Here is a 13,009-nt window from a genome sequence, read left to right on the forward strand (position 1 = left end):
TTAATTACCTGCTATTGCCTGCTGTAGTGCTTTAATCATTAACAAAGAAGAGGTTGCACCGGGATCTTGGTGACCAATACTGCGTTCACCTAAATAGCTTGCTCGCCCTTTTTTCGCCAACATTTCAATCGTGGCAACCGCGCTCGTTTCTGCTAGCTCAACCATTTCATTCAGTAAGTGATCGGCGCTCATGCCATTTTCTAACGACGCCTTCACGCTAACTAAAACGGGTAACCAAACATCACACATGGTTTTATCACCCAGCTCTGCTTTACCACGAGACACCACGCCATCCACACCGCTTTTTAGTGCATCCACTAACTCTTCAAACGTTAATTGCTCTCGAGTTCCGACAGCGGCAGCCGTACGAATAAACAGCGTGCCATACAGCGGGCCACTTGCCCCACCGACACTAGAAAGCAAGGTCATACCCGTATTCTTGAGAATGCTGCCGATATTTTGGTCCGCAAATTGCGGCAGTTTTTCAGCAACTTTTTTAAAGCCACGGTTCATATTGAGACCGTGGTCGGCGTCACCAATATCACGATCAAGGTCGGTCAGAAAATCTTGATTCTCTTGATACGTTTTTGCACATAACTCTAGCCAGTGAACGATATGTTGTTTTTCAATTTGCATGTTTGCTCTCCCCTGTTACCACTTGATCGCGGCCGTATCGACAGGAGCATCAAACAGCTCCAACATCTCTTTGTCTGCCTTTAGCAACGTAATCGAAACGCCTTCCATATCGAGTGACGTACAGAAGTTACCAACCATATTACGCACGATACGGAACCCTGCTTGCTCGCAGTTATGAGCCAGACGACGGTACACTCCGTAAAGCTCTGAAGTTGGCGTACCACCCATACCATTCACCATCACGATGTAGTCGTGTTCAGCGGCGAAAGGCTCAATGCTGGATTCCACTTCATCCCATTCACCTTCGTCACGATTCCAAATACGCAATGTGCGCTGATAAGGTGTGTTTTCAGCAACTTCAGCAAACATTTCATCCACTAACGTATCGACATCGGTGTATTTCACTCGCTTGATACCTGGTTCACCATGGATACCAACACCAAACTCCACTTCATCATCTTCCAGAACAAAAGATGGTTTACCTGCTGCGGGTACAACACAAGCATTAAGCGCCACGCCAAATGAACGACAGTGATTATTAACGCGACGAGCCAGTGCTTCACATTGCTCCAACGAATAACCTTTGCTCGCGGCAGCCCCAACTAACTTTTCAACCAATACCGTTCCAGCTACGCCACGGCGACCAGCGGTATACAGGCTGTCTTTGACTGCAACATCGTCATCCACCAACACCGACCCAACTTTGATGCCATCGGTATGAAGCAGCTCCACAGCCGTTTCAAAGTTCAACACGTCTCCGGTGTAGTTTTTAATGATAAATAGCACGCCTTCACCAGTATTCACTTGGTTGCCACATTCGTACATTTGATCAGGCGTAGGTGAAGTAAATACCTCTCCAGGGCAGGCGCCTGTCAGCATGCCTTTACCAATAAAACCTGCGTGCAAAGGTTCATGACCACAGCCACCACCAGAAACCAGTGCCACTTGCCCCGGTGTTTCCTCGTGCCACATGTAACGAGGCTCGTAGTTCGCTTTTAGCTCAGGGCGGGACAATGCCAGGCCTTCCATTTGCTGCAATACAACATCATCGACTTGGTTAATTAACTTTTTCATCGTTCTATCTCATTCCATTTATATTTTTATGTAGGGTATGAATTCATCTTAAACAGAGAAAAAGCGTGCTCAAAAAAAATCAATCTGTTTCATATTGAAACATAAACTTCGGCATTATTGTTTCAATATGAAACGAAAAACGACAAATTTTCCTGAATAGTGATCGTCGCCATAAAGCATGCTGATGCTTATTACTTCTGACAGTCGGTTTGACACAGAGGTCATAAAAGCATGGAACAAAACCAGAGATATCCTTCACCACTTACCACACCAAACCTAATATAAACCTTATCCCTACAATGGATATTCATTGCAGTCCAAAGCACACATAAAAAAGGTTAAAGGTTTGAATTATGGACAAAATTATTATCAGCCCAAGCAAATACGTCCAAGGTGAACAAGTACTTACATCTATCGCTCACTATGTGAAAACATTGGGTGAACGTCCGTTAGTAATTGCCGATGAGTTCGTGACTAACCTGGTTGGTGATGACGTCAAACAAAGTTTTGCTGACGAAAAGCTTCCACTCACTATGAACATTTTTGGTGGCGAATGTTCACGCGTTGAGATTGAACGCATCACGGACATTTGTGCCACTCAGAAACACGATGTCATTGTCGGTATTGGTGGTGGTAAAACGTTAGATACAGCAAAGGCTGTTGCGTTTTACACAAAAATTCCTGTCGTGGTGGTTCCTACGATTGCCTCGACTGATGCGCCAACCTCAGCGCTTGCGGTGATATACACACCTGAAGGTGAATTTGCAGAATATTTGATGATCCCTAAAAACCCAGACATGGTCATCATGGATACGTCAGTCATCGCCAAAGCCCCTGTTCGCTTACTTGTATCGGGGATGGGCGACGCGCTTTCCACCTACTTTGAAGCTCGTGCCAACATGACTTCTGGTAAGGCAACAATGGCTGGTGGGTTAGCGACGCGTTCAGCACAAGCGCTTGCGAAACTTTGCTATGAAACCTTGCTTGAAGATGGTGTAAAAGCAAAAGCTGCGGTAGAAAATGGTGTGAGCACCAAAGCGGTAGAAAACATTATTGAAGCCAATACATACCTAAGCGGTATCGGTTTTGAAAGCAGTGGTCTAGCGGGTGCTCACGCTATTCATAACGGCCTAACTAAGCTTGAAGAGTGTCATCATCTCTATCATGGTGAGAAAGTCGCGTTCGGCACACTTGTTCAGCTGGTACTAGAAAACGCAGCGATGGAAGAGATTAATACGGTTCTTGCATTCTGCCGCTCTGTAGGTCTACCAACCAACTTATTTGATATGGGCGTTAAAGAGCTTAACCACGCTAAGTTGCGCGAGGTCGCCGAAGCCTCAACGGCCGAGGGAGAAACCATCCACAATATGCCATTCCCAGTGACGGCAGAAAATGTCTACTCTGCAATTCTAACCGCTCACCAGTTGGGTCAATAACTCCCCCCCTTAAAGTGGGCTTAAATAAAAAAGCGGCACATACTCTCGCATGTGCCGCTTGGATTTTTGCTGTTAAGCGTAATTACTCAACCGTTACCGCTTTCGCCAGGTTACGTGGTTGGTCTACGTCCGTACCTTTGATCAGTGCTACGTAGTAAGACAGCAATTGCATTGGGATGGTGTAGTAGATCGCCGCCGTGATTTCACTAACGTGAGGCATCGTGATGATCTTCATTGTTTCATCGCCTTCGAAGCCTGCGTCTGCATCTGCGAATACATACAGAAGACCGCCACGCGCACGTACTTCCTCAACGTTTGATTTTAGCTTTTCAAGTAGGTCGTTGCTTGGTGCAACCACAACAACAGGCATGTCAGCATCAATCAGCGCAAGAGGACCGTGTTTTAGTTCACCCGCCGCGTACGCTTCTGCGTGGATGTAAGAGATCTCTTTCAGTTTTAGAGACGCTTCCATCGCGATTGGGTAGAACTCGCCACGGCCTAGGAACAATGTGTGGTGCTTGTCTGCAAAATCCGTTGCTAGTGCTTCAATTTCTTTCTCGAAAGAAAGTGCCGCGTTGATTTGCTTAGGAAGTGCATGCAGCGCTTCAACAATCTCTTTTTCTTTCTCTTTGCTGATGCGGCCTTGCTCTTTACCTAGTGCCGTTACCAACATAAGTAGTGCAGAAAGTTGAGTCGTGAACGCTTTGGTTGAAGCCACACCGATTTCAACACCAGCGCGAGTCATGAACGCAAAATCTGATTCACGAACCAGAGAAGAGCCTGCTACGTTACAAATGGTCATCGCCGCCATATAACCTTTCTCTTTTGCTAGGCGAAGTGCTGCTAGCGTATCAGCGGTTTCACCAGACTGAGACAACGTAATCAATAGGCTGTTTGGACGAGTAACAAACTTGCGGTAACGGAATTCAGACGCAATTTCTACATCACAGCTAACGCCTGCAATGTCTTCAAACCAGTAACGTGCCGTCATACCTGCGTTGTAAGACGTACCACACGCCACGATTTGTACGTGTTCTACTTTGCTTAGAATGTCTGCCGCGTGCACACCGATCGCGTCTGTCACAACAGAGTCTGCCGTGATACGACCTTCCATTGTGTTGATCAACGCTTTAGGTTGCTCATAGATTTCTTTTTGCATGAAGTGACGGTATTGGCCTTTATCACCTGCATCATGCTCTGCGTTAGATTCAACAATTTCACGCTCAACTGGCTCACCCGTTGCATCAAACACAGTGACTTCACGGCGAGTAATTTCTGCTACGTCACCTTCTTCTAGGTACATGAAACGGCGCGTAACGTTAAGTAATGCAAGTTGGTCAGACGCTAGGAAGTTTTCACCTACACCAAAACCGATCACGATCGGGCTGCCTGAACGCGCTACTACGATGCGTGAAGGATCTTTGCGATCCAACGCTACCGTGCCGTATGCGCCTTCAAGTTGTTTTGCTGTTTTTTGTACCGCTTCTAATAGCGTTTCTGAAGTACGAAGTTCCCACTCAACCATATGTGCGATAACTTCTGTATCCGTTTGCGATTCAAACACGTAGCCACGAGATTGAAGCAGCTCACGCAGCTCTTCATGGTTTTCGATGATGCCGTTATGTACCACTGCGATATCACCAGACATGTGTGGGTGAGCATTGATTTCAGAAGGTTCACCGTGCGTCGCCCAACGAGTGTGCGCAATACCAGTTCCGCCGATCACTTTTGCTTCTTCTACTGCATCAGCCAATTCTTGTACTTTACCCAAGCGACGAACGCGCGTTAGGTTTGATTCGCCATCAACAACCGCAACGCCAGCAGAGTCGTAACCGCGGTACTCTAAGCGGCGTAGACCTTCAACCAAAATTTCTGCAACATCTCGTTGTGCTACTGCACCTACGATTCCACACATGTGTTTATCTCCGTTTGTAGTTTTGTTCTTCCCTAGCCATGATTTCAAATAGAGGCAGCAAGCAAAGGCCTTTATCCAGAGGGAAGTGAAATATGAAACTGATTACATTATTAGGCGCAAATGACTTTCACGCCATGTTGTTCAATCTGTACTTTATGTTCTGCTTGGATATCTGCATCGGTCACCAACACATCAACTTGATGCCAAGCGAGCTCTAAGTTTGGGATCTTACGGCCGATTTTTTCGGACTCGATCATTACGATCACTTCACGTGACGCTTCTGCCATTACCTTACTTAAGCCAACCAACTCATTAAATGTCGTGGTTCCACGCTCGAGATCGATGCCATCCGCACCGATGAATAGTTGGTCAAAGTCGTAAGCTCGTAATACAGATTCGGCCACTTTGCCTTGAAAGGACTCTGAGTGCGTATCCCAAGTACCGCCAGTCATCAGCAGTGTCGGTTCGCTCTCTAATTCATTAAGAGCGTTAGCAACATGCAACGAGTTGGTCATGACCACTAAGCCACGTTTGTCATTCAACTGTTGAATCAGCGCGGCAGTCGTGCTGCCACTGTCGATCACGATGCGATTATGATCGCGAATCAATGATGCAGCTGCTTTTGCTAAGCTTAACTTTCGAGTCGAAACATTAGCGCCCAATTCTTCGTGAATGACTTCCTTTGGGATAGCAATCGCACCGCCATAGCGGCGTAGAAGTTGGCCGTTTTTCTCTAAAGAAGCTAAATCCTTTCTAATCGTGACCTCTGAGGTTTCGAATTTCTGAGCAAGTTCATCAACGCTGACTTCTCCTAGTTCAGAAACCAAGTTAGAAATGGCGTGTCTTCTTAATTGAGTATTTCGTTTCGACATTTAAGTTTTGATTTTAAGTTTCGATGTGAAACTTATTATAGTCAAACCGAAACTTTTAAGTCCATTTATTTCGATCCAAAAAATTAATATTTCTCGATAAAACCTTGTCCTAAGACAATTCTTAAACAGTGATATTGGATTCATTCAGTGGTAGAATTCGCCACCGAAAAGAAAAAAAATTACAGAATTGAAGGCTATTTTTTTGCAACTTTCTGCATATAAAGTGGGATTAGTCACAAAAAGGTAACCAAAATCGCCGATCTTTTAGTCATAAAATGACTAAACTTGGTGAAAGACTTTCAGAATCTGAAGTTCTAATAATGAGACGAAAAATCGGTGGGTGACAGGTACTAAATGTCATCAAAAACGTCCTGACTTCAGAGTAAATAACCGACTTTCAAATTGTAACTATACTTACCGGAGAGTATCTTCCATGAAAAAGACCAAAATCGTATGTACGATTGGCCCTAAAACAGAATCTGTAGAGAAGCTAACTGAACTAGTTAACGCAGGCATGAACGTAATGCGCCTTAACTTCTCTCACGGTGACTACGAAGAACACGGCACTCGTATCGCGAACTTCCGTAAAGTAATGGAAGCTACTGGCAAACCACTAGCAATTCTTCTAGATACTAAAGGTCCAGAAATCCGCACTATCAAGCTAGAAGGCGGTAACGATGTTGATCTAGTAGCAGGTCAAGAATTCACTTTCACAACTGACACTTCAGTTGTAGGTAACAAAGATAAAGTTGCAGTAACTTACGCTGGTTTCGCAGCCGACCTAAACGTAGGTAACACTATCCTAGTAGACGACGGTCTAATCGAGATGGAAGTTATCTCTAAGACTGAAACTGAAGTTAAATGTAAAGTTCTTAACAACGGTGCACTAGGCGAAAACAAAGGTGTTAACCTTCCTGGCGTTTCTGTCAACCTACCTGCACTATCTGAAAAAGATAAGAACGACCTTAAGTTTGGTTGTGAGCAAGGCGTTGACTTCGTAGCAGCTTCTTTCATCCGTAAAGCGTCTGACGTTCAAGAAATCCGTGAAGTACTTGCTGCAAACGGCGGCGAGAACATCCACATCATCTCTAAGATCGAAAACCAAGAAGGTGTTGATAACTTCGACGAGATCCTAGAGCTTTCTGACGGCATCATGGTTGCACGTGGTGACCTAGGTGTTGAAATCCCAGCTGAAGAAGTAATCTTCGCTCAGAAAATGATGATCGAGAAGTGTAACCGTGCACGTAAGATGGTTATCACAGCAACTCAAATGCTTGATTCTATGATCAACAACCCACGTCCTACTCGTGCGGAAGCAGGCGACGTTGCTAACGCGGTAATGGACGGTACTGACGCAGTAATGCTTTCTGGTGAAACGGCGAAAGGTAAATACCCTGTTGAAGCGGTAACTATCATGGCTCAAATCGCGAACCGTACTGACTCAGCGCTAAAAGCTGAACTAGGTTCTCGTCTAGACAGCCCACGTCTTCGCATCACTGAAGCAGTATGTAAAGGCGCTGTAGACACAGCTGAGAAACTAGCAGCTCCACTTATCGTTGTTGCAACTGAAGGCGGTAAGTCTGCACGTTCAGTACGTAAGTACTTCCCAACTGCAAACATCCTAGCGCTAACAACTAACAAGAAAACTGCTGCACAGCTAGTTCTAACTAAAGGTGTTACTCCAGTAGTTGTTGATTCAATCGAAAGCACTGACGCATTCTACGTAGCGGGTAAAGAACTTGCTCTAGAATCAGGTCTAGGTAACAAAGGCGATATCGTTGTTATGGTTTCTGGCGCTCTAGTTGCTTCAGGTACTACGAACACAGCTTCTGTACACGTACTATAAGACTGAACTTTTAACACTTCAGTTTCTTGAGAAGGAGGGCTTATGCCCTCCTTTTTTATATGGCTTTCTTGCTCTCATAATAGGCTAATTGTATTATTCACCTCTATCAGAATTTCGTACTGTTTAATTTTATCGTCACGATTAAAGTTTCTATGAGGTGTATGTGTCTAGTCCCACTCTTACCGACAAAGTATTAAGAATGATCCGTCAGGATATTCTCGATGGCGAGCTTAAACCAGGTCAAAAACTCGTGGCTGCCGAACTCAAAGAGAAGTACAACGTAGGAGCGTCACCCATTCGAGAAGCATTGGTGCAATTATCTTGGAGCAAATACGTCAAACTCGAGCCGCAAAAAGGCTGCTGGGTTGCACCTGTATGTAAAGATGAGTTACATGACTTGTACGAAAGCCTGCAAATGGTCTCCGCATGCTTACTCAGTAAGGCAATTATGATTGGCGATGAAAAATGGGAACTGGATGTACTAACTGCTTATCACAAGTTATCCCGAGTAAAACCTGGCGAAAGCTTTTGTTGGAGGGAATGGGAAGAGCGCCAAAATCAGTTTCTTACTGCGCTGTTTGAAGGTGCTGGCTCTGTCAATATGTTTGGGTTTTTCCGCGATCTACTCACGCAAATTAAACGCTACCAATACTTCGCGATGCAGATTTTAGGCACAGGGAACCCTGGGCACTGTAATCTCGATGAGCAAGAAATACTGATGAAGGCATCGCTAGACAAAAAGAGTCAGGATGCTTTAGGTTATCTAGAGCGTTATTTGAGACAGTCAATACAGTGTATCGAAGCCGCCATCGACAACCAATGTCGCATACTGGCTAGCGAATAACGCTCAGACTGAAAAAGCGGGGGCTATCCCCGTTTATTCATTTTTGCAAAAGCGCTAAGCAATATCATCATAACTATGACACAGCGATACGCAGTTACGCCCTGCACTTTTTGACTCATACAAAGCAATATCAGCACATTTATACGTTCTTGTACGATCAGAGGTTAAATCACTATATCCAGCACTGACAGTAATGCCTCTATCACTACGCATTTGAACCGCGACACGTAGCCTGTTCAATACAATTTCAGCCTCTTCTAGTGTTGTATGCGGCATAATCACTGCAAATTCCTCACCACCGACACGAGATACAAAGTCTGTGCTGCGGACTTCTTCTAGGAGGGTTTCTGCGACACTACAAATCACCTTGTCTCCTTCGTCGTGGCCAAGCTCGTCATTAATACGTTTAAAGTGGTCAATATCAAACAACGCCAAACAAGCAGGAGGGCTATCAGGATAGCGTTCAATAATCCCCGCATATTGCGCCAATTGCTCTTCAAATTTTCGGCGGTTCCACAACCCCGTCAAGCCATCTTTTTCGCTTAGGTTTCGTAATTTTTCTTCTAACTCTTTTTGCCCAGAGATATCCACCAGCGACGTAATGTAATAACTCACTTTACCTGATTTGGTTAAATTCGCCTGAATACGCATTATTGCGGTAAAGACTTGATTAAACTTAGTTCGACAACGAATCTCCCCTTCCCATACGTGTTCACTCTTCAGTGTTTTCCAGATACTCAGGTTTGCTTCGAGATCTTCAGGTAAGAGAATTAAATGATGTGCACTCCAACCTTGGGCATGCTTGGTTGAGTAACCCATCATGTTTTCAAACTCTTGATTAACCATGATGATTCTATGTGAAGCATCCGAGATCATCACCGCAGTCATACCATCAAGAGCAGCTCGAGCCAACTTCGATTCCATACTATGACGCCGATAATGCAGAGCAAGGGCTGCCGTCGGCAAAGTGAAGCCGAGCACCAAACTTAGAACAAAAAACGCTTCTTGGATTAAGTCATCAATATCCCTCTGAGCTCGGGATAATAACTGCTCATTGGTAAGATCAATAACCAGATGAATAGGTTCGCTAGAAACAAACTGGATGGTGCGATACGCGACCAAATTCGAACCATTGTAAGCATAGCCCGAATCTTTTGAATTTAAACTACGCCAAATGTTTGGGTACATCCGGCCAAAATTAAATTGAGAGCGAGCGGGAATTATATGGCCATATAAACGAGCTGATTTAGGGCTATCAATGTAAAATCCGTCACTTTTAATCAGCTCAATATGGAAATCAAGCACTGACGAATAGTTGAGTCGAGAGGATAAATAGTCAATATCAACATTAAGCACAAGATACCCTTCGCGCTTTCCGTTAAGCGAAATAGGCATCAAAATACGCAGTGACGGGCTATAGGGATAGACTAACTCGCCATACTCTCGTTCTAAACCTATCCCCCACGAAGCGATTTCACCATCGTCTAAGTTCTTAGCGAATTGAAAGTAATCTCGCTCTGACTTATTTTGCAATTTGATCGCGGGCAACGCAGCGCCTGTTTCAATCTCATAATTAATCCTCACTTTTTCTCGACCAGAAACATCAAGAAAGCGAATTTGCTTATACAACTTTTGATTGATTGCGACCGAGATCCACATGTCTTCTAAGATGGAACGGTTCACCCGGTTAGGTTGGCGCAGATATTCATACAGACTTTGGCTGTGACCAAGTAGGTCACTGATCGTTTCGATTTGATCCTGAATATTGCTGTATTCACGGCCAGTATAGGCCAATTGATGTAACGCTTCTTGAGCGGTGTTCTCAACATTGTTTTCTAACAACGTCAGATATTTCTGATAGTAGTAAGCGGCAGTGAGTGCACTAAAAAATAGTGCTGTCGCCAATAAGGTGCCGACTCGCTTAGGTACTTTCACACGTCTAATGCCTATCATGCTTACTAAAACGACAATTATATCATTAATTGTTATTTTCTAAACAAAAAAGCCACTTAGATTAAGTGGCTTTTCTATATGCAATCAGAGAGTTAAGGTTTGAGAGCTCGCTCTCCTCGCGCAATGCCAACGACACCACTACGAGCAACTTCGACAACTTCGGTCACTTCGGATATCGCTTGAATGAAGGCATCTAGCTTTTCACTCGTACCCGCAAGTTGTACGGTGTATTGGGAAGCCGTGACATCCACGATCTGGCCACGAAAGATGTCTGCCGTCCGCTTCACTTCTGCTCGCGCAAAACCACTGGCTTTCACTTTCACCATCATCAGTTCACGCTCAATGTGCTCATACTCGGTGACTTCTTGCACTTTCAGCACATCGATCAATTTGTGTAACTGCTTCTGAATTTGTTCCAACTGCATCTCATCAGATGTCGTGGTAATGTTCATTCGCGACAGGGTTTCATCATCAGTCGGTGATACCGTCAAAGATTCAATGTTGTAACCACGTTGAGAGAACAAACCAACAACACGAGACAACGCACCCGGTTGGTTTTCCAATAGCAATGAAATAATGTGTCTCATATTAAGTTCTCTCCGTTTTGCTTAGCCACATTTTATCCATACCCTCACCTTTGATTTGCATCGGGTATACGTGTTCGGTTTCGTCTACGTTGATGTCCACAAACACCAGACGATCTTTCATATCCAACGCTTTTTGTAGCCCTTCTTCGAGCTGATCAGGCGTTTCGATACGAATACCGACGTGACCATAAGCTTCTGCAATCGCTGCAAAGTCAGGAACAGAACTCATGTAAGAATTAGAGTGACGACCTTGATAAATAATGTCTTGCCACTGTTTTACCATGCCTAAGAATCGGTTGTTCAGGTTGATGATCTTCACTGGAATGTCGTATTGCATGGCTGTCGACAATTCTTGAATATTCATCTGAATACTGCCGTCACCAGTCACAACCACGACCTCTTCTTGTGGCATGGCAAACTTCACGCCCATGCCAGCCGGAAGACCAAATCCCATGGTGCCAAGACCACCAGAATTTATCCAGCGGCGCGGCTTATTGAATGGGTAGTACAGCGCCGCAAACATCTGATGCTGGCCCACATCAGACGCCACATATGCGTCACCATTAGTTAGCTTGTGCAGCGTTTCAATTACTTGCTGTGGCTTGATTCGTTCTGGAGACGTTTCATAAGACAAGCAGTTGCGGTCACGCCATACTTGAATGTCATCCCACCATGCAGTGATAGCATCTTGATCATTTCCACTACCTTGCTCTGCAAGCAGCCCGAGCATGGTTGTCAGCACTTTTTCCGCAGAACCTACGATCGGCAAATCCACTTTCACGTTTTTCGAGATCGATGACGGATCGATATCAATATGCATCACTTTTGCGTTTGGGCAGTACTTTTCAAGGTTGTTGGTTGTACGGTCATCAAAACGCACACCGATACCAAAAATAAGATCCGCTTCATGCATTGCCATATTAGCTTCGTAAGTGCCGTGCATACCCAACATGCCCAGTGAGTTTTTATGTGTACCCGGGAATGCCCCCAAGCCCATCAAAGTACTCACAACGGGTAGGTTCAGTTTGTCGGAAAGCTCTAAAATATGTTCATGAGCGCCAGAAATCACCGCACCACCACCGATATAAAGCACTGGTTTTTTCGCTTCTAATAGCGATTTAAGCGCTTTTTTAATCTGGCCTTTATGGCCCGAAGTTGTCGGCTTGTAAGAACGCATTGAAAGCGTTTCTGGATATTGATAAGGCAGTTTGATTTGCGGGTTCATCACATCTTTTGGCAAATCAATCACAACTGGACCAGGTCGACCTGTAGTCGCGATATAAAACGCTTTTTTGATTGTTTCAGGAATATCTTCCGCTTTTTTTACTAAAAAGCTGTGTTTGACCACTGGGCGGGAGACACCGACGATGTCACACTCTTGGAAAGCATCATTACCAATTAGGCTATTCGGTACGTTACCCGAGATAACGATCATTGGGATAGAGTCCATATACGCTGTTGCAATACCCGTAATGGTATTGGTCGCGCCCGGCCCCGAGCACACAAGTACGACACCCGGTTTACCGGTAGCTCGAGCGTAACCATCTGCCATATGAGTGGCGGCTTGCTCATGCCTTACAAGTACGTGTTTGATTTGATCGGTTTTGGCATGCAGTGCATCGTAGATATCCAAAACAGAGCCACCTGGGTAGCCAAAGATCTGCTCTACGTGCTCTTCTATCAGAGATTGAACCACCATCTCTGCGCCTGACAACATTGCTGTCATAATTGCTCTCCTTAGCCAGTTTCCTCACCGTAAGGTCAACGGATTGGTCTGGTTTTACATAGTCTAGGTCTTATTCGTAGCCTAATCGAAATACTTCCACGTTTTCGGCTATGTCTTGCG

10 protein-coding genes are annotated in these 13,009 nt (G+C 44.9%); 3 read left to right on the top strand and 7 right to left on the bottom strand.

Features of this window, described 5'->3' with window-relative positions; genetic code table 11:
• Positions 1 to 636: a dihydroxyacetone kinase subunit DhaL gene (gene dhaL / locus R7O12_RS16400; protein ID WP_053304323.1), complete on the bottom strand. Its 636-nt coding sequence runs from the start codon at positions 634 to 636 to the stop codon at positions 1 to 3.
• 15 nt (positions 637 to 651) lie between these two features.
• Complete coding sequence (gene dhaK, locus R7O12_RS16405; protein WP_005379704.1) at positions 652 to 1,710, bottom strand: dihydroxyacetone kinase subunit DhaK; 1,059 nt, start codon at positions 1,708 to 1,710, stop codon at positions 652 to 654.
• A 353-nt stretch (positions 1,711 to 2,063) separates the two neighbouring features.
• Here dhaK and R7O12_RS16410 point away from each other — a divergent pair, with 353 nt between their 5' ends.
• A complete protein-coding gene (locus R7O12_RS16410) occupies positions 2,064 to 3,146 on the top strand; it encodes a glycerol dehydrogenase (protein ID WP_005379703.1) in 1,083 nt (360 codons plus the stop codon).
• Between the two features lie 82 nt (positions 3,147 to 3,228).
• On the opposite strand, the gene glmS is transcribed toward R7O12_RS16410, so the two are convergent.
• Complete coding sequence (gene glmS, locus R7O12_RS16415; RefSeq protein WP_033906046.1) at positions 3,229 to 5,061, bottom strand: glutamine--fructose-6-phosphate transaminase (isomerizing); 1,833 nt, start codon at positions 5,059 to 5,061, stop codon at positions 3,229 to 3,231.
• 110 nt (positions 5,062 to 5,171) lie between these two features.
• Positions 5,172 to 5,933: a DeoR/GlpR family DNA-binding transcription regulator gene (locus R7O12_RS16420; RefSeq protein WP_005379701.1), complete on the bottom strand. Its 762-nt coding sequence runs from the start codon at positions 5,931 to 5,933 to the stop codon at positions 5,172 to 5,174.
• Between the two features lie 433 nt (positions 5,934 to 6,366).
• Between R7O12_RS16420 and pykF the strand changes: the two genes are divergently transcribed.
• Together pykF and R7O12_RS16430 are read left to right on the top strand one after the other, a co-directional pair.
• Positions 6,367 to 7,779: a pyruvate kinase PykF gene (gene pykF / locus R7O12_RS16425; RefSeq protein ID WP_005392243.1), complete on the top strand. Its 1,413-nt coding sequence runs from the start codon at positions 6,367 to 6,369 to the stop codon at positions 7,777 to 7,779.
• Positions 7,780 to 7,936: 157 nt separating this feature from the next.
• Positions 7,937 to 8,623: a GntR family transcriptional regulator gene (locus tag R7O12_RS16430; RefSeq protein WP_318100808.1), complete on the top strand. Its 687-nt coding sequence runs from the start codon at positions 7,937 to 7,939 to the stop codon at positions 8,621 to 8,623.
• 54 nt (positions 8,624 to 8,677) lie between these two features.
• Here R7O12_RS16430 and R7O12_RS16435 read toward each other — a convergent pair whose 3' ends face one another.
• The 3 genes from R7O12_RS16435 to R7O12_RS16445 form a co-directional block, all read right to left on the bottom strand.
• Positions 8,678 to 10,558 carry a GGDEF domain-containing protein gene (locus tag R7O12_RS16435; RefSeq protein WP_064368966.1) on the bottom strand — a complete coding sequence of 627 codons (1,881 nt, stop codon included), beginning with the start codon at positions 10,556 to 10,558 and terminating at the stop codon, positions 8,678 to 8,680.
• Between the two features lie 110 nt (positions 10,559 to 10,668).
• Entirely contained in the window at positions 10,669 to 11,163 is a 495-nt protein-coding gene (ilvN, locus tag R7O12_RS16440) for an acetolactate synthase small subunit (RefSeq protein ID WP_005379697.1), read from the bottom strand.
• A gap of 1 nt (position 11,164) precedes the next feature.
• Positions 11,165 to 12,889 (bottom strand): acetolactate synthase 3 large subunit, encoded by a 1,725-nt coding sequence (locus R7O12_RS16445; protein ID WP_005379695.1) that lies wholly within the window; start codon positions 12,887 to 12,889, stop codon positions 11,165 to 11,167.
• Positions 12,890 to 13,009: the final 120 nt, after the last annotated feature.

It is taken from the genome of Vibrio sp. Vb1574 (assembly GCF_033338675.1).

Coding starts and splice junctions, on each gene's coding strand:
- dhaL (WP_053304323.1), bottom strand. CDS start 636: ATGCAAATTGAAAAACAACATATCGTTCACTGGCTAGAGTTATGTGCA.
- dhaK (WP_005379704.1), bottom strand. CDS start 1,710: ATGAAAAAGTTAATTAACCAAGTCGATGATGTTGTATTGCAGCAAATG.
- R7O12_RS16410 (WP_005379703.1), top strand. CDS start 2,064: ATGGACAAAATTATTATCAGCCCAAGCAAATACGTCCAAGGTGAACAA.
- glmS (WP_033906046.1), bottom strand. CDS start 5,061: ATGTGTGGAATCGTAGGTGCAGTAGCACAACGAGATGTTGCAGAAATT.
- R7O12_RS16420 (WP_005379701.1), bottom strand. CDS start 5,933: ATGTCGAAACGAAATACTCAATTAAGAAGACACGCCATTTCTAACTTG.
- pykF (WP_005392243.1), top strand. CDS start 6,367: ATGAAAAAGACCAAAATCGTATGTACGATTGGCCCTAAAACAGAATCT.
- ilvN (WP_005379697.1), bottom strand. CDS start 11,163: ATGAGACACATTATTTCATTGCTATTGGAAAACCAACCGGGTGCGTTG.
- R7O12_RS16445 (WP_005379695.1), bottom strand. CDS start 12,889: ATGACAGCAATGTTGTCAGGCGCAGAGATGGTGGTTCAATCTCTGATA.